This is a genomic window from Amycolatopsis pittospori (assembly GCF_013870525.1).
Classification (GTDB): domain Bacteria; phylum Actinomycetota; class Actinomycetes; order Mycobacteriales; family Pseudonocardiaceae; genus Amycolatopsis; species Amycolatopsis pittospori.
The window spans coordinates 1-16,596 of sequence record NZ_JACBXD010000075.1 but is presented as its reverse complement, the minus strand read 5'-3'; the positions used below and the strand labels follow the sequence as shown (position 1 = coordinate 16,596).

16 protein-coding genes, 1 tRNA gene and 1 pseudogene are annotated in these 16,596 nt (G+C 68.5%); 9 read left to right on the top strand and 9 right to left on the bottom strand.

Going from position 1 to position 16,596, the window contains the following annotated elements; translation table 11 throughout:
- Positions 1-3: 3 nt before the first annotated feature.
- Positions 4-426: a winged helix-turn-helix transcriptional regulator gene (locus H5J31_RS30940; RefSeq protein WP_181776198.1), complete on the bottom strand. Its 423-nt coding sequence runs from the start codon at positions 424-426 to the stop codon at positions 4-6.
- A 136-nt stretch (positions 427-562) separates the two neighbouring features.
- Between H5J31_RS30940 and H5J31_RS30935 the strand changes: the two genes are divergently transcribed.
- Positions 563-1,972, top strand: coding sequence for an MFS transporter (locus H5J31_RS30935; protein ID WP_181776224.1), 1,410 nt, complete (start codon positions 563-565; stop codon positions 1,970-1,972).
- On the opposite strand, the gene H5J31_RS30930 is transcribed toward H5J31_RS30935, so the two are convergent.
- On the bottom strand, positions 1,912-2,376 hold the full coding sequence (locus H5J31_RS30930) for an SRPBCC family protein (RefSeq protein WP_181776197.1): 465 nt from the start codon (positions 2,374-2,376) through the stop codon (positions 1,912-1,914). The two genes, H5J31_RS30935 and H5J31_RS30930, sit on opposite strands and share 61 nt — an antisense overlap.
- Positions 2,377-2,426: 50 nt before the next feature.
- Between H5J31_RS30930 and H5J31_RS30925 the strand changes: the two genes are divergently transcribed.
- Positions 2,427-2,930 carry a hypothetical protein gene (locus H5J31_RS30925; protein WP_328701658.1) on the top strand — a complete coding sequence of 168 codons (504 nt, stop codon included), beginning with the start codon at positions 2,427-2,429 and terminating at the stop codon, positions 2,928-2,930.
- Here H5J31_RS30925 and H5J31_RS30920 read toward each other — a convergent pair.
- The 3 genes from H5J31_RS30920 to H5J31_RS30910 all read right to left on the bottom strand — a co-directional run bounded on the left by H5J31_RS30920 (position 2,911) and on the right by H5J31_RS30910 (position 5,674).
- Positions 2,911-3,909 (bottom strand): aliphatic amidase, encoded by a 999-nt coding sequence (locus H5J31_RS30920; protein ID WP_181776196.1) that lies wholly within the window; start codon positions 3,907-3,909, stop codon positions 2,911-2,913. The genes H5J31_RS30925 and H5J31_RS30920 overlap by 20 nt on opposite strands.
- Positions 3,896-4,513 (bottom strand): AmiS/UreI family transporter, encoded by a 618-nt coding sequence (locus H5J31_RS30915; protein WP_181776195.1) that lies wholly within the window; start codon positions 4,511-4,513, stop codon positions 3,896-3,898. The genes H5J31_RS30920 and H5J31_RS30915 overlap by 14 nt, the downstream gene beginning before the upstream one ends.
- 84 nt (positions 4,514-4,597) lie before the next feature.
- The gene (locus H5J31_RS30910; protein WP_268881006.1) at positions 4,598-5,674 is read right to left on the bottom strand and encodes a substrate-binding domain-containing protein; all 1,077 of its coding nucleotides are present in this window, start codon (positions 5,672-5,674) and stop codon (positions 4,598-4,600) included.
- 87 nt (positions 5,675-5,761) lie between these two features.
- Between H5J31_RS30910 and H5J31_RS30905 the strand changes: the two genes are divergently transcribed.
- Complete coding sequence (locus H5J31_RS30905) at positions 5,762-6,172, top strand: MarR family transcriptional regulator (protein ID WP_181776194.1); 411 nt, start codon at positions 5,762-5,764, stop codon at positions 6,170-6,172.
- A gap of 330 nt (positions 6,173-6,502) precedes the next feature.
- Here H5J31_RS30905 and H5J31_RS30900 read toward each other — a convergent pair.
- The 3 genes from H5J31_RS30900 to H5J31_RS30890 all read right to left on the bottom strand — a co-directional run bounded on the left by H5J31_RS30900 (position 6,503) and on the right by H5J31_RS30890 (position 8,611).
- Positions 6,503-6,576, bottom strand: a tRNA-Arg gene (locus H5J31_RS30900).
- A 243-nt stretch (positions 6,577-6,819) separates the two neighbouring features.
- Positions 6,820-7,209: a peptidase inhibitor family I36 protein gene (locus H5J31_RS30895; RefSeq protein ID WP_181776193.1), complete on the bottom strand. Its 390-nt coding sequence runs from the start codon at positions 7,207-7,209 to the stop codon at positions 6,820-6,822.
- A 352-nt stretch (positions 7,210-7,561) separates the two neighbouring features.
- Positions 7,562-8,611 carry a LacI family DNA-binding transcriptional regulator gene (locus tag H5J31_RS30890; RefSeq protein ID WP_181776221.1) on the bottom strand — a complete coding sequence of 350 codons (1,050 nt, stop codon included), beginning with the start codon at positions 8,609-8,611 and terminating at the stop codon, positions 7,562-7,564.
- 121 nt (positions 8,612-8,732) lie between these two features.
- Here H5J31_RS30890 and H5J31_RS30885 point away from each other — a divergent pair, with 121 nt between their 5' ends.
- Positions 8,733-9,911 carry an MFS transporter gene (locus tag H5J31_RS30885; protein ID WP_181776192.1) on the top strand — a complete coding sequence of 393 codons (1,179 nt, stop codon included), beginning with the start codon at positions 8,733-8,735 and terminating at the stop codon, positions 9,909-9,911.
- A 102-nt stretch (positions 9,912-10,013) separates the two neighbouring features.
- Positions 10,014-11,189, top strand: coding sequence for a sensor histidine kinase (locus H5J31_RS30880; protein ID WP_407925075.1), 1,176 nt, complete (start codon positions 10,014-10,016; stop codon positions 11,187-11,189).
- On the opposite strand, the gene H5J31_RS30875 is transcribed toward H5J31_RS30880, so the two are convergent.
- Positions 11,163-11,801 (bottom strand): histidine phosphatase family protein, encoded by a 639-nt coding sequence (locus tag H5J31_RS30875; RefSeq protein ID WP_181776191.1) that lies wholly within the window; start codon positions 11,799-11,801, stop codon positions 11,163-11,165. The genes H5J31_RS30880 and H5J31_RS30875 overlap by 27 nt on opposite strands.
- Positions 11,802-11,843: 42 nt before the next feature.
- Here H5J31_RS30875 and H5J31_RS30870 point away from each other — a divergent pair, with 42 nt between their 5' ends.
- The 4 genes and pseudogenes from H5J31_RS30870 to H5J31_RS30855 form a co-directional block, all read left to right on the top strand.
- The gene (locus H5J31_RS30870) at positions 11,844-13,871 is read left to right on the top strand and encodes a cytochrome c oxidase assembly protein (RefSeq protein ID WP_181776190.1); all 2,028 of its coding nucleotides are present in this window, start codon (positions 11,844-11,846) and stop codon (positions 13,869-13,871) included.
- 172 nt (positions 13,872-14,043) lie between these two features.
- The gene (locus H5J31_RS30865; protein ID WP_181776189.1) at positions 14,044-14,508 is read left to right on the top strand and encodes a single-stranded DNA-binding protein; all 465 of its coding nucleotides are present in this window, start codon (positions 14,044-14,046) and stop codon (positions 14,506-14,508) included.
- An 88-nt stretch (positions 14,509-14,596) separates the two neighbouring features.
- Entirely contained in the window at positions 14,597-16,273 is a 1,677-nt protein-coding gene (gene ettA, locus H5J31_RS30860; RefSeq protein ID WP_181776188.1) for an energy-dependent translational throttle protein EttA, read from the top strand.
- Positions 16,274-16,289: 16 nt separating this feature from the next.
- Positions 16,290-16,596, top strand: a pseudogene (locus H5J31_RS30855) (hypothetical protein); the annotation flags it as partial.

Sequence of the window (16,596 nt, the reverse complement as noted above, 5' to 3'; positions counted from 1 at the left end):
TCCTCAGGCGTCGACGCGTTGGTCGTACCGGGCACGCGCGGCGGCGATCTCGCTCTGGTGTTCCTCGGTCCAGGTGACCAGCGACTGGATGGTCTCGTGCAGCGTCATGCCCAGCGGCGTCAGCGCGTAGTCGACGCGGGGCGGGACGACCGGATAGACGGTCCGTTCCACGATCCCGTCGCGTTCGAGGTGACGCAGCGTGGTAGTGAGCATGCGCTGGCTGATGCCGTCGATCTTGTACTTCAGCTCAGTGAACCGGAGGGTGTTGCGGTCGAGCAGCGCGATCACCAGGAGCGACCACTTGTCCGCCACCCGGTCCAGGATCTGGCGGACCTCGCAGTCCTCACGCGTGTCCCACTGGAAGGCCTCGTAGTCCTCCTCGGTGAGTTCACAACGACTGGGTGAGTTCAAAGTGCCTTCTTCCATGGTCCTCGATGGTGACGGAAGATCCCCTTGGTTACAAGAGGGAACCGACCGGCTGATGAGTAACCGTCGGTTCCGTTTTCACTGAGGGAGAGCGACCTTGACCATCACGCAAACGCCGCCGCGCGCCGCCGACAAGATGGGCGGCCGGGCCTGGGGCGTGCTCCTGGTGCTGTGCGGCGCCATCTTCCTGGAGGGGATCGACGTCGCGATGCTGAACGTGGCGTTACCGTCCATCCGGGCCGAACTCGGCCTGTCGACCGCGACGCTGAGCGGCGTGGTGAGCGCCTACGTGCTCGGTTACGGCGGGTTCATGCTGCTGGGCGGGCGTGCCGCCGACATGTACGGCCGCCGCCGCATGTTCCTGACCTGGCTGGTGGTGTTCCTCGTGTTCTCCGGGCTCGGCGGGTTCGCCACCGAGGGCTGGATGCTGTTGCTGGCCCGGTTCGTCAGCGGCGTCGCGGCGGCCTTCATGACCCCGGCGGGCCTGTCGATCATCACCACGAGCTTCGAAGAAGGCCCGAACCGCACCAAAGCGCTGTTGTTCTACGCCGGTACGGCGGCGGGCGGCTTTTCGCTCGGCCTGGTCATCGGCGGGCTGCTGACCAGAATCGACTGGCGCTGGGTGTTCTTCACCCCGGTGATGCTGTCCGCGGTCATCCTGGCCGCCGCGCTGTGGCTCATCAAGGAGCCGCCTGCCCGGGAACGCCCTCCCCGGCGCGCCGATTTCGCCGGTGCGGTCACGGTGACCGCCGCCATGCTGCTGATCGCGTACGCGGTGGTGCGGTTGGAACACCCCGGAAAGGACTGGGGCTGGACGGTCGCGTCCTTCACCGGTGGAGTGGCCGCGCTGGCGGCTTTCGTGGCCATCGAACGCCGCTCGCCCGCGCCGCTGGTGCGGCTCGGCATCCTGAGGTCGGGGCAGCTGGTGCGGGCCAACGTCAGTGCGCTGCTCTACGCCGGCTCGTTCTTCGGCTTCCAGTTCCTCGTCACGCTGTACCTGCAAGAACTCCGGGGATGGTCGACACTCGAGACGAGCCTGGCGCTGCTGGCGACCGGGATCGACGCGATCCTCGCACCGACGCTGACCCCTCGGCTGGTGGCGAGATTCGGCAATATACGGGTGATCTTCGGCGGTCTCCTGCTCGCCATCGTGGCGTACGCGCTCTTCCTGCCGCTGGGCCTGGACTGGACATACGCGGCGATGTTCCCGTCGATGATCCTTCTGGGCCTCGGGTTCGCGCTCGCCTACGGACCGCTGACGATCGTCGCCACCGACGGCATCGCCGAGGACGAGCAGGGACTGGCGGGCGGCCTGCTGTACACATCCTTCCAGTTCGGAGCCGCGCTCGGGCTTTCGGCGGTGACCGCCGTCAGCGCCGCCGGGACAAGTGACACGCCTGAAGCCGCGCTCGGCGGATTCCGGGCGGCACTGGTCGTGCCACTGGTGATGGCCGTCCTCGCCGCGATCGCCACCGCGTCCGGACGTCAGCTCGCTTCGACGAAGGACGCCAAATTGGCCAGTGAGGACGCGATCCCGGCCTCGTGATCCGCCTGGCCGATGCCGGACGGCACGTCCGTCGCGGTGACGGTCACTTCGGTGCCGTCACCGGTGGCAACGAGGTCCCAGGTCATCGTCATGGTGCCCGCGAAAGCCGGGTCCTCGGACTCGAAGACGGCCTGCTGCACCACGCGTTCCGCTAGGACGAGGTCGGCGAACCCTACCTCGACGACGTCCGTCGCGTCCGAACTCTTGCCGGGAGCGCCGGCTGCGTCGAGGTAGGTGAGGGTCATCCGGAATCCGCCGCCGGGCCTCGGGTCCCAGTGCTCGATCCGGCCGCGCATGCCTTCTGGTGGCAGCCAGGCTTCGAGGGACTCCCGGTCGAGGAGTGCGTTGTAGACGGTCAAGGGCGGTGCGGCGATCACCCGGCTGCCGCTGTCGATCCTGTCCATCCCGCCGATCCTAGGGCCGATACGCTGCCGCTGAAGGATCACGGCGTGCGGTGATCCAGGGAGGGGTGATCCACATCGAGTACGTCGTCGCCTGGTCCGCCTTCCTCGGTGGCTGGCTCCTGGTCGCCGGGCCCATGTACCAGGGCGCCCTAGAACTCCGCGAGGAGAGCGAGCGATTCGAAGACCTGCGCTCGGTCCAGTCGCGCCGTCCCACCGGCGGCACCCCCACGTCGAGCTGGTGGTGGCTGGTGCCGCCGGTGGCCGTCATCAAGGAACGCCGTCGCCGGAAGAAGGTGCAGCGCGAGTTCATGAAGACGCTCACGGCCGGCCAGCGGCGCACCATGACCACCTTCGCCAACAAGGCCAAAGGCTGGTTCATCGTGTGCGCGGGCGCCTTCTTCATCGCCCTCAAGGAGACGTGGCACCTGACCCACCTGTACCACTGGCCCTTGTGGACCTATATCGCCCTCGTACTCGTCCCGCTGGTGCTGAGTTTCCTCCACACGTCACGGGGTGTCCGGCTGACCGTCCTCATCATGGGTGCGGAGGAGTGATGGTGTCCCGGGTGAGCGCTTCGACGTTCTCCTGCGCCTTCTTGGCGTCGGTGACCCAGAGCTTGTAGAAGTCGAACGGGCAGTCCGCGACGCCCTTGTCGCCCTCCTCCGCGTCCTGCACGCCGGTGTAACCCCGGTGCAGCAACTTGAAGATGTGGTTCTGCGACTGGTCGTAGGTGCGCGCGTCGCGGATCGCCGACACCGAAAGCTGCGCGTACTGGATCCCGTACTCCTCTTCGCCGGTCTCGCCGAGCGTGCGGCCGTCGAAGCCGATGATCGCGGAGTGGCCGAAGTAGGAGTAGACGCCGTCGAAACCGGCGGCGTTCGCGACCGCCACGTAACAGTTGTTGGCCCACGCCATCGCCTTGGCCATCAGTACCTGCTGTTCCTTGGCCGGGTACATGTAGCCCTGGCAGCGCACGATCAGTTCGGCGCCCTTCATCGCGCAGTCGCGCCAGATCTCCGGGTAGTTCCCGTCGTCGCAGATGATCAGGGAGATCTTCATCCCCTTGGGGCCGTCGCTGACGTAGGTCTCGTCGCCGGGGTACCAGCCCTCGATCGGGCACCACGGAAGGATCTTCCGGTACTTCTGGACGATCTCGCCCCGGTCGTTGATGAGCACGAGGGTGTTGTACGGCGGCTTGTTCGGGTGGTCTTCGTGCCGCTCGCCGGTGATGGAGAAGACGCCCCACGTCTGCGCCTCGCGGCAGGCGGCGGCGAAGATTTCCGTTTCCTCGCCCGGAATCGTGGCCGCGATCTCGTACATCTCCTTCGGGTCGTACATGATTCCCTGGGTCGAGTACTCCGGGAACACCACGAGGTCCATGCCGGGCAGGCCGGATTTCATGCCCACCACCATTTCGGCGATCTTGCGGGCGTTGTCGAGGACTTCGGCCTTGGTGTGCAGCCGCGGCATCTTGTAGTTGACCACCGCTACGCCGACCGTGTCCGGGCTGGCGGAAATGTCACCGTGTCGCATGAGGACTCCTTATCTCCGAAGGGGTTTTCTGGAGCACCAGTGCCGTCGCGATCAGCGCGACGGCGATCGCGGCGGCCAGCAGCGCGGTGCCGCCATCGCTGCGGTAGGCGCCGGTCAAGCCGAGGAAGGCGGGAACCGTGCAGGTCGGCTGGCTGAGCAACAGGACCGTCCAGCCGGTGAACCGAGTCAGCCGCTCCATACCGAGGCCGAGCACCAGGAAGAACAACGTCCACAGCAGCGCCCAGGACAGCCAGATGACGCCGAACACGGGATCGTCGTCGCGCCAGAACGCGATTCCCGCGTACACCACGGCCGTGCCCGCCACGAAGAGCGAGAACCAGCCGATGCCCTCGGGCTGCAGGCCGGCGAGGTTCGCGATGCCGACGTACAGGTACGTGAAACCGAACAGGTACAGCCCCGACGCCGCGAGGATCGCGTCCGGGTTCCCGCCAGCCTGGACGATCAGCACGGTCGGGGTGACGCACTGCAGTGCGCCCACGAACAGGTTCAGCACCGCCGCCGAACGGGGTGGTATCCGGCCGAGCAACATCAGGCCGTTGATCATCAAGGCGGCGCCGACGTAGAGCAGGCCCACATTGCCCATGCTCACCTCCGCGTATTACGCGTCACATGAAATAATTCCAGATGAAAGTATGTGGTGCGCCGGCGCCCGTCAAGAGCGCCGGTCCTAGAGCCGGGTGAGGACTTCGAAGTCGTAGCCGTCGGCGACCGCGAGATGGACGTGCTGGTCGGCCTGCTGTCCGCGGAATTCGACCGTGCCCCGCGGCCCGTGGTACGCGACACCGTCGATCGCCGCGTTGAGCGCGGGCAGCTCCGGTGTGCCCGCACGGCGGACGAGTTCCGCCAGCGTGTGCAGCCCCTCGTAACAGGATTCGGCCGCGTTGTTCAGCGCCGGCGCGCCGGGTCCGTTGCGGTCGACGTAGCGGCCGAGCAGGTCCATGGCGTCGGCGGTGACCATGGAGCGGAAATAGGCGGCGGAGACGTAGAGGTTCCCGGTGGCGTTCGCACCGCTGGCCAGGAGCATGTTCTCCTCCATCAGCGGGCTGAAGCGGACGAGCCTGTCGGTGAGTCCCTGCGCGGCGAAGGCGCGGTTGAAGCGCACCGCGTCCTGCCCGACCAGCAACATGAGTACACCGTCGCTTGTGGACTGTTCGACGGAACGGACCACTGTGGACATGTCACCCGCGCCGAGTCCGACGAACGCCTCGCCGGTGATGCGCAGATCGAGATCCTTCGCGTACTGCCGGATCGCCCGCGCCGACCGGCGCGGCCAGACGTAGTCGTCACCCACGACGAACCATTGGCGGGCGCCGAGGTTGTCGCGCAGCCAGCGCAACGCCGGCTCGATCTGGCAGCGCGGCGTCTCGCCCGTGCAGAAGATGCCCGAACGTCGCTCGCCGCCTTCGTAGAGCGACGTGTACACGTACGGCAGTCTGTCGGCCACGACCGGCGCGAGCGCGTGCCGGATCGACGAGATGTGCCAGCCGGACACCGCGTCGACCTGTCCGCTGTCGACGAGCCTGCGCAAGTCGTCGGCCACTTGCGCGGGCGTACCGCCGCCGTCGACCACCTCGGCCTCGACCTGTCTGCCGAGGATGCCGCCGGATTCGTTGAGTTCGTGCACGGCCAGGTCGGTGATCGCCTCGCAGGAGGGGCCGAACAGCCCGGCGGGACCCTGCAACGGGACCACCATGGCCACCCGCCAGGTGTCGTCGCGGGTCCGCGTGGCGAGGCGAAGGGGCATGGCGCTCCGTGCGGTGGCCCGGTAAGGTCAAAATGCTTTCACCTGGAAGTATTGCGACGGTGTCCGGTTTTGGCAAGGGGACGGGTTATGGGGACACGCGGCGTCGCGACCGCCGGAAGGTCGCTCACCGGCTCGCTCACCCGCGCCGCGCGCGCCGTCGCGGCCAGGGTGGAGCAGGTGCTCGCCAAGGAGGGCCTGACCCTGGACCAGTGGCTGGTGCTGGACGCGCTGAGCGGCAAGGGCGGCCTCGCCATGGCCGACCTCGCCGACCTGACGCTGACCACCGGGCCGACGCTGACCAGGGTCGTCGACAAGCTGGTGACCACCGCGCAGGCCTACCGTGAGGTCGACGCCGCCGACCGGCGCCGGGTACTCGTCCACCTCAGCGCCCGCGGCCGGGCGACGCACCGGCGTGTCGCGGTGAAGGTGACCGAGGTCGAAGCCGGTCTGGGCGTCACCGACGAGGTGCTCGTGGCGCTCCGGAGCCTCGGCGCTTGAAAGCCCGGCTGGGCCACCGGCGTTGGGGTGCAGGGCGTTGGTGTGGCCCGGCGTCCATTGTGAACCGAGCGGCCTGGTGAATTACTGGCACTGGGCCGAGAAATATCGGTGGACTTTGACGGTACGAGTCCTGCGGAATCGTGATCGAGGTCGCCTGTGCCCCGGCCGAGGGATCCGGCGGGCATTCGGCCTATCGCCCACTGGGCCGGAAGTCCGGAACCCACCCGTACTCGGCTCGCCCCGCCCACCGAATCCGGTGGGCGGGTGGTGGACCGTACAGATAAGGGAACCCCTGATCACTTTCGTGACCAGGGGTTATCCCTGGCGGCGTGCCCCCGGCAGGACTTGAACCTGCGACCTAGAGATTAGAAGGCTCTTGCTCTATCCAGCTGAGCTACGAGGGCCGACGTCGGCGACGTTGGGTGTCGCCCAGCTTCGGCAGCTTAGCCGTCGCCAACCTGTCGATCGTTCGACACCGCCAGATCGTTTCAGGTCGAGCCCACCGTTTTTTGGAACGCCCGTGAGCGCGTCGCGACGCGGTGTGACGCGCTCACGGGCGGGGGCCGCTTCGGGGGAGCGGCCCCAGGGTTCGTGCTGGTCGCGAGTCGACTCCCCGGCGAGCGACCGGCACGAACCGTCGGGGGTGGTCAGTCCCAGATCTTGAGGGCTCGGATCACGAACGGTCCCTGGGGCACGTAGGTGCCGCCACCCGGATAGGTGATGAAATCTCCCTCGGTGGTGCACTCTTCACTCTGGTAGATCGTGACGTCCCGGCTCAGGCGGTTGACGAACGAATGTCCGTCGAAGTCTTCGGGCAGGGGAATGCATTCTTCGGGATTCGAGGTGCGCAGGTCGAATTTCTGTACGTCGCCGCCATAGGATTCGTCGGCCCATACGCAGAACTCGCCCTTCTGGCAGGCGGGGTCGGGCGGTGCGGCGGCGGCGCTCGCGACTCCGGCGCTGGTCAGCAGGCCGACCATGGTCAGCAGGAGGACGTGCGGGAGGCGTGCGCGCAGGTTCGTCAAACGTCGTTGCATGGCTGGGTTCTCCCCCGTGAATCGGCGGCTTTCCGGTCGCCGGTGAATGTGTGATTCCACGATGGCTCGCCGGGAAGGCTTTGTCAGCCCGCATTTCTACTTCTGTGGATAAGTAGTTGTCCGCCGCTCGATCGGGGCGGGTTGTCCACATATCGCCGGGACCGCCTTGTGCGGTCCGGAATGGGGTGCTAGGGCGTGTTTCACAAGTCGGGTTCGCGGTCTTCGCGCCCAGGCGGCCCCTGACGGCACGGGCGGATGCGCCCGAGTACGACCCGGTACGAGGGCGATCCGCCCGCACCGCCAGGAACCACCTGGATCACGAAGCCCATCGAACAGACTTATGAAACACGCCCTAGGCGGGTGCGGTGGACTCTCGGACGACCAGTTCGGCGGGTATCTGGGCGGGAGCTGGTGCCTTGTCGCCGCGAAGCAGGCCCAGTATCAGTTCGCCGGCCACCCGGCCCTTGACCGCCAGATCCTGCCGGACGGTGGTCAGCGGTGGTTCGGACCACCGCGCGGGCGGGGCATCGTCGAATCCGACGACGGAAAGATCACCCGGGACGGACAGGCCCAGGTGCCGTGCGGCCGAGATCGCCGCCAGCGCCAGCTGATCCGACATGCACAGCAGCGCGGTCGGCCGCGGATGCCGGTCGAGTAGGCCGTATGCGCTCGGGAGAGCTCCTTCGACCGAGATCCCGGACGCCTCCCAGATCGGCACGTCCGCCAGCGGGACACCGGCCTCGGCCAGGGTTTCCAGGTAGCCGGCCAGGCGTTCGCGCGTGTCGTGGAACCGGCTGTTCCCGGCCTCTTCCGCGCTCAGTTCGCCGCCGCGAGGTGCCGAGAGGCACTGCGCGGAAAAGATCCCGATCCGCCGGTGCCCGAGGTCGAGCAGGTGCCGGGCCGCCGCGGCCGCGCCCGCCCGGTCTTCGACCCCGATCCGCGCCGCGCCGCGGACGTGCGGCTGGTCGATCACGACCAGCGGAAGTCCCCGGTCGCGGACGGCCGTCAGCGCCGGCGCGCCGTCGGCCAGCGAATACGCCACCGCGATGTCGGCTTGCGCGGTCAGGATCCGCTCCGCGCGCGGGCCGCCGCTCTCGCCGTCTCCGGGCAGCAGCAGGAGGGCGTGGCCTTCGGGGTCGACGACTGTCGTGAGCGCGTCGAGGGTGACCGACAGCGCGGGATCCGAGAACGCCGTCGAAAGATTCGTGTCGAGCAGGACGGCGATCGCGCCGGTGCGGCTCGTGGCCAGGCTGCGGGCGGTCGGGTTCGGCCCGGCGTAGCCGAGTTTCTTGGCCGCGCGCAGCACCTCTTCCCGAAGCTGGGCGGACAGCTGGTCGGGCCGGTTGTAGGCGTTGGAAACGGTCGCGCGCGACACTCCGACGGCGCCCGCGACATCGTCCAACGTCGGCCTTCGCCGTCGCGTGCTGGTCACCGGTGCAGTCTAGGCCGTGCGGGAACCGGTGGACTTTCTGAAGCGCTTAAGTCATTCTGGGAGAACAGGAAGCGGAAGGAGACTGGGGTTTATGCGTGACCGTACGGCCGTTTTCGTCGTGTTCGCCCTCAACGGGGCCGCGCTCGGTTCCTGGGCGCCGCGGACGCCGGCGCTTTCGGAACGAGTGAACGCCTCACCGGGTGTGTTCGGCCTCGCCCTGCTGGGGGCGAGCGTCGGCATGCTGATCGCGGCATCGGTGTCGGGTCGCCTGATCGAACGGCACGGCGCCCGCGCGGTGGTCGCGGGCAGCACGATCGTCGCCTGCGCGGCACTGCCGATGATCGGCTTCGCGACGTCGGTCCCTCTGCTGGCCGGGGCGCTGTTCGTACTCGGCGCGAGCGTCGGCGCGCTGGACGTCGCCATGAACGTCGCCGGTGTCGAGGTCGAACGCCGTCATGGGCGGGCCATCATGCCGGTGCTGCACGCGGGGTTCAGTTTCGGCGCGCTGGCCGGCTCCGTCGCCGCCGGATTCGCCGCGTCGCACCAGTGGTCGCCGGGCAGGCATCTGACCGTCGCCGCGTTGGGCGCGCTGGTCGTACTCGCGTTCGTCATCGCGGCCGTGCCGGGCGCTCGGCCGACGCACACCGAGCCCGTCGAGAAGCCGAAGACGCCGCCCATCAAGCGTCCCGTGTTGTGGCTGCTCGCCGCCATCGCGCTGTTCTCGGCGATCGCGGAGGGCGCGAGTTCGGATTGGTCCGCGCTGCTGATGACGTCCGCCCACGGGGTCGGGGACGGCGCGGCGGCCTTCGCCTACTCCGGATTCGCCCTGGCCATGGCGCTCGCGCGGCTCGCGGGTGCCTGGCTCCAGAACCGGTTCGGCGCGACCCGTGCGCTGGCGGTGGGTGCCGGGATCGCCGCGGCCGGGCTCGTCCTCGCCGCGCTGGCCCGCCTGCCGGTGTTCGGCTTCGTCGGCTTCGCGCTGGCGGGCGCCGGACTCGCGGCGGCCTTCCCGATCGCGTTGAGCCTCGCGGGTGCTTCGGGCAAACGTCCCGACGGCACCGGAGGAGAGCGAGAACTGGCCTTCGTCACCGCGATCGCGTACACCGGATTCCTCGCCGGACCGCCGCTGATCGGCGGAATCGCGCAGGTGACGTCGCTTTCGGTGTCGTTCCTCTTCGTCGGCCTCACCGCCGCGCTGATCGTCCCGTCGGCCCTGGCCGCCGCGCGGGCGCGGAAACGTGAGGAGGAGTCCTTGCCCGTCGGCCGTTGACATCCTCGCCGAGACGCGGGCAAGCTGATTGCTCGTAAACTGAAATGAATGCGACCAGGTCGCTGTTTCAGGGTGGCTGATCCGGGGGAGGACGGCGTGAGGGTGCTGATGCTCGGCGGCGGCGTAGGGGTCCTGACCGGTCGTCACCAGGTCCCCGGAATCCCGGATCGGCTGGTGCAGACCACGTTGCCGAGGCTCGTCCTCGTCCCGGTGGTGTTCCGGCTGGTGATGCTGGTCCAGGCGCTGTGGGCGGCGGGTTTCGGCTCGTCACCGGCGCTGTGGACGATCGCCGCCCTGCACCTCGTGCCGAACGTCGCCGAGATCGCCTGGATCTTCCGCTGGTCCGACCGTGATCCCGCCAGTACGCGTCGGCTGCCGGCGGCCGACGCCGGGTTCGCGGTGTTCCTCACCCTCGGGGCCGCGTTCGTCGCGCAGGAGGAGTGGATCGCGTCGATCACCTGGACCCATCTGATGGGCACGGTGATGATCTGGACCCTGCTGCGCGGCGCGGTGGCGGGTGCGCTGGTCATCGGGGGAGCGGTGGCCCTGGACTTCGTGACACCCCCGGGCTCCTCGCTCGGCCTGTTCCTCACGCTCGGCACGGCTCTGGTGGCGTCGCTCGCGATCGTCGGCCTCGTCGGCGCGGCGATGCGGTTCGCGCTCGGGTTCGGGGAGCAGCAAGGCCGGGCGGCGGAACGGGAGCGGCACCGCCGCGACGTCCACGACACCGTCCTGCAGGTGATGGAGTCGTTCGCGATCCCCGCACCCGCCGACGAACTCGACCCCGCGGCCAGCCTCGACCGCGTCCGCCGCACCGCGCGCGCCCAGGCGATGCGCATCCGCATCAGCCTCGAACACGAGCCGGCGATGCCGGCCGGGCTGCATCAGCGGTTGCGCCTGCTCGCCGCCGAAATGGCAGCCGAGGGTCTGCGGGTCGAGGTCGTCGTCCAGGACGACTGTGGTCCGGACCTCTCGGAGGAGACGGCCGCGGCCCTGCACGACGCCGCCAGGGAAGCCTTGCGCAACACGCTGAAGCACTCCGGGACCAGGCGGGCCGTCGTCAGCGTCGAGGAGATCGGCGGCGGGATCTCCCTGACCGTGCGGGATCACGGCGCCGGTTTCGACGTCGGCGACCGGCGGAGGGGCTTCGGCCTCGAGAACTCGATCATCGCGCGGATGGCGGAAATCGGTGGCTTCGCGCGGATCGAGTCCACCCCGGGCCTGGGCACCAGGGTGGTGCTTCTCGGGCCTTCAGTCCTGAGTCTCCCCGTCGGGTGAGTCCCGCCACTGCCGGAACGGACGGTCCAGCGTCCATTCGTCGCCCTTGCACTCGACGACGCGGTATTCGCAGGTCGTCAGGTTCGACAGGGACTCGAACAGCTCGATGCTCCAGCCGAAGAGCCGGCGGCACAGCAGCCGGATCGTCAGGCCGTGCGAGACGACCAGCACGGTCTCGGGGTGATCTTCGCCGCAGGCCGCCAGTTCGCTGAGGAAGGCCGCGACCCGGTCGTCGACGTCCGCGCCGGACTCGCCGAAGGGCAGCCGGTAGAAGAAGTGCCCGAACTCGTGACGACGCTGCTTCTGGACCTCCTGCTCCAGCGGATCCTGCAGGTTGCCCCAGTCCTGTTCGCGCAACCGCGGCTCCGGCACGATCCGCTCGCAGGCGCTCCGGATGTCCAGCAGCCGCAACGTTTCCCGCGTCCGCAGATAAGGGCTGACGTACACCGCCGGGCGCTCGCCGTCGAGGAGTTCCTTCAGCTCGGGACCCGCCCGCCTGGCCTGCTCGCGGCCGACGTCGGTGAGCGGGAGGGCGTGGTCGGGGATCCGGGTGTAGGCGAGCTCGTCGACGTTGCCGAGCGACTCGGCATGCCTCAGCAGGATGATCCGCACGCCGCCATCTTGCCCCTTGTGCGCCCGGCATACCCTCGTGACGTGCCTTCAGACCCCGAGACGAAACCGGCCCCACCCTCCCGGAAGGCCGGTGTCCTGCCGCTGGTGTCGATCGGGGCGCTCCTGGCCGCGGTGGTGGCCGTCGGCCTGGTCGCGCTGACCGGTGGCGCCGGTTACGTCATCGCCGGCCTGCCGGATCCGGGGCTGGTGACGCGCTACGGCATCACCGTCGTCCGGGTGCTGGCCGAGGCGGCGTCCGTGCTGTGCGTGGGTTCGCTGCTGCTCGCCGCGTTCCTCGTCCCGCCGCAGAAGTCCGGCACTCTCGCGGCGGACGGCTACGCGGCCATCCGGGTCGCGGGCGTCGCCGCGTGGGTCTGGTTCTTCGCCGCCGCCGCGTCGATCTTCTTCTCCGCGGCCGACGGCGCCGGGCGGCCGTTCACCGAGGTCCTCTCGCCGCAGGTGCTGATGGACCTCGTGGACGCCATCGAGCAGCCCAAGGCATGGCTGTTCACCGCACTGATCGCGGTGCTGGTCGCGCTCGGCTGCCGTCTCGCCCTGACCTGGGGCTGGACGACGGTGGTCTTCTTCCTGTCCGTCGGCGGCCTGATCCCGGTCGCGGTCACCGGGCATTCCGCGAGCGGCGGTTCGCACGACCTGGCGACCAACAGCCTGCTGTACCACCTGGTCGCCGCCGCGTTGTGGGTCGGCGGTCTGGTGGCGCTGCTCGCGCTCGGCTGGCGCCGGGGCGAGAACCTCAAGCTCGCGGCGACGCGGTTCTCCAAGCTGGCGCTGGTCTGCTGGCTCGTGATGGCGGTCTCCGGACTGGTCAACGCGCTGGTGCGGATCCGGATCGGCGACCTGCTCACCACCGACTACGGCCTGCTCGTGGTCGCGAAGATCGTCGCCTTGCTGCTGCTCGGCGTCTTCGGGCACCAGCAACGGCAGAAGGGCGTCGCGGGACTGGTCGACGGCGCCGGCGGCGGCCAGTTGCTGCGGCTCGCCGCGGTCGAAGTGCTGATCATGTTCATCACGATCGGCATCGCCTCGGGGCTCGCGAAGACCCCGCCGCCGCAGGAATCGCTGACCCAGCCGTCGACGACGGAACTGCTGATCGGCTACGACCTGTCCGGTCCGCCGACCGTCCTCCGGCTGCTCACGGACTGGCGCTTCGACCTCGTCTACGGCACCCTCGCGATCGTTCTCGCCGGGCTGTACATCGCCGGTGTCCGCCGTCTGAAGCGCCGCGGCGACACCTGGGCCACCGGCCGGACGGTTTCGTGGCTGGCGGGCTGTTTCGTGCTGTTGATCGCGACGTCGTCCGGTATCGGGCGGTACGCGCCCGCGATGTTCAGCGTGCACATGGGCAACCACATGCTGCTGTCCATGGTGGCGCCGGTGCTGTTCGTGCTCGGCGGACCGGTCACGCTGGCCTTGCGCGCGCTCCCGGCGGCGGGCAAGGAAGCCCCGCCGGGACCGCGTGAATGGCTGCTCGCGGCCGTGCACTCGCCGATCTCGCGGTTCCTGACGCATCCGGTGGTCGCGCTGCTGCTGTTCGTCGGTTCCTTCTACGGCCTGTACTTCTCGGGCCTGTTCGACGCGGCGCTGAACTACCACTGGGCGCATCTGGCGATGAACGCGCACTTCCTGCTCGCGGGCTACGTCTTCTACTGGCCGGTGATCGGCGTCGATCCGGCGCCGCGCCGGATCCCGCCGCTGGGGCGGCTGGGGATGATGTTCGCCGCCATGCCTTTCCACGCCTTCTTCGGTATCGCGCTGATGAGCATGCAGACCGTGCTGGGGCAGGACTTCTATCGAGGCTTGAAGCTGCCGTGGGTCACCGACCTGCTGACCGATCAGCGGCTCGGCGGCGGCATCGCGTGGGCGTCCGGCGAACTGCCGGTGCTGCTGGTGCTGGTCGCGCTGCTGGTGCAGTGGGCGCGTCAGGACGAGCGGGAAGCCCGGCGGCGGGACCGTCGCGAGGAGGTCACCGGCGACGAGGATCTCAACGCCTACAACGCGATGCTGAAGAAACTCGCGGATCAGGGCCGGGGTCCGGGCCAAGGCTCGTAGCACATCCGGCCGGCGTTTTCCCGCCCTCGGCCCGAGTTGTCCACAGGTAGCCCACATCGCCGGGAGTTGTCCACAGATCCCGATCGCGCCCCTTCTCGCTCCTTGATCCACGGCAGTCTGGGATCAAGCGAGAAACCGGGAACGGCCCGGATCGAGGAGAGAGGCGAATGTGATGGCGACGGGCGAAACGTGGGTGACCATGATCGGCAACCTGACCAGCGAACCGGTCCATCATCCGGAACGGGTGCACGGGCACGACGTCGTGTCGTTCGGCTTGCGGAGTGTCGAACGCCGGTACGACAAGGAAAGAGGCGAGTGGGGCGAGGGACGGCAGCTCGCGGTCAAGGTCACCTGCTGGCGGAAACTGGCGATGACGGCCTTCACCTGCTTGAGCAAGGGGGATCCGGTGATCGTGGCCGGACGACTGCGCGGCGCCGAGACCGCGGAGGAGATCCCGGCACCTCTGGGTCTACCTGAGCTTGAGGCCTTCTCCCTCGGCCCCAACCTGGCGCGCTGTTCGGCCGAGATCCGGAGGACCGGCCGTGACCAGGCGCGGGTGACACCGGTACCGTCGCCGCCCCCGGGCAATCCCATGGTCAAAGCGCTCGAAGAGGCACCCGTGGGTTCGGCTCCCTGATGCTCCCTCAGTGATATCGGGCTGACTGTGGGTAGTTCGGTGGTGACCGCCGTCAAGGTCCTGATCGGCTCGCTCTACGATCGCTTGTATGGCCGAGTTCATCTACACCATGAAGAAGGTGCGCAAGACCGTCGGGGACAAGGTCATCCTCGACGACGTCAGCACCGCGTTCTACCCCGGCGCCAAGATCGGCGTGGTGGGGCCGAACGGCGCGGGTAAGTCCACCGTTCTGAAGATCATGGCGGGGATCGAGCAGGCCAGCAACGGCGAAGCCTTCCTCCAGCCTGGCGCCAGCGTCGGCATCCTCATGCAGGAGCCGGAGCTCAACGAAGAGAAGACCGTCCGCGAAAACGTCGAAGAGGGCCTTGGTGACATCAAGGTCAAGCTCAACCGCTTCAACGAGGTCGCCGAGCTCATGGCGACCGACTACAGCGACGAGCTGATGGAAGAGATGGGCAAGCTGCAGGAGGACCTCGACCACGCCGACGCGTGGGAGATCGACTCCGCGGTCGAGCAGGCGATGGACGCCCTGCGCTGCCCGCCGCCGGAAGAGCCGGTCACCCACCTCTCCGGTGGTGAGCGCCGCCGGGTCGCGCTGTGCAAGCTGCTCCTGTCCGCGCCCGACCTGCTGCTCCTCGACGAGCCCACCAACCATCTGGACGCCGAAAGCGTGCTGTGGCTGGAGCAGTTCCTCGCGAACTACGCCGGCGCAGTCCTCGCCGTCACCCACGACCGGTACTTCCTGGACAACGTCGCCGAGTGGATCATGGAGCTCGACCGCGGCCGCGTCGTCGGCTACGAGGGCAACTACTCGACGTACCTGGAGAAGAAGCGCGAGCGCCTCGAAGTCCAGGGCAAGAAGGACGCGAAGCTCGCCAAGCGGCTGAAGTCCGAACTCGAATGGGTCCGGTCGAACGCCAAGGCGCGCCAGACCAAGTCGCGGTCCCGCCTCGACCGCTACGAGGAGATGGCGGCGGAGGCGGACAAGCACCGCAAGCTCGACTTCGAAGAGATCCAGATCCCGCCGGGCCCGCGTCTGGGCAGCGTGGTCGTCGAGGTCGAAAAGCTGCGCAAGGGCTTCGACGACCGCGTGCTGATCGACGGGCTGTCCTTCGACCTGCCGCGCAACGGCATCGTCGGCGTGATCGGGCCGAACGGTGTCGGCAAGACGACCCTGTTCAAGACGATCGTCGGGCTCGAGGAGCCGGACGACGGCGTGGTCAAGATCGGCGAGACGGTCAAACTGTCCTATGTGGACCAGAACCGTGGCGGGATCGACCCGAAGAAGACGGTGTGGGAGGTGGTTTCGGACAAGCTGGACTACATCCACGTCGGGCAGACCGAAATGCCCTCGCGTGCCTACGTCAGCGCGTTCGGGTTCAAGGGTCCGGACCAGCAGAAGCCGGCGGGCGTGCTCTCCGGTGGCGAGCGCAACCGGCTGAACCTGGCGCTGACCCTCAAACAGGGCGGGAACCTGATCCTGCTCGACGAGCCGACGAACGACCTGGACGTCGAGACCCTGGGCTCGCTGGAGAACGCTCTCGAGCAGTTCCCCGGCTGCGCCGTGGTCATCTCGCACGACCGGTGGTTCCTCGACCGGGTCGCGACGCACATCCTCGCCTGGGAAGGCACCGACGAGAACCCCTCGCAATGGTTCTGGTTCGAAGGTAACTTCGAGGGCTACGAGAAGAACAAGGTCGAGCGTCTCGGTGCCGAGGCGGCTCGTCCGCACCGCGTCACCCATCGCAAGCTGACCCGCGACTGAGGGCCGGGGGTTCCCCGTGGAAGCCAGCAAGCGTCAACGGCCGGGCTCGCCCACCACCATGGTGGGCGGGCGGACGGCTGTTACCGGGGGAACCTTGTCCGCTGTCGGAAGGCTGATCGAACGGGCGGACGCCCTGCACCTGAGGGCGCCCGAGCTCGCTCTGGTCCTCGGGGAGCGCGCGGCCGCGCTCGCCGAGGCGGCCGGTGCCGACGAACAGTGGATCCGCGCGGAAAGCCTCGTGGTGACCGCGCGGGTGCGCCTCGGAGGCCGTCCCAAGACGGTCGGCCGGGCGGTGGCCGCCGTGATCATCGGCGACGTCCCGT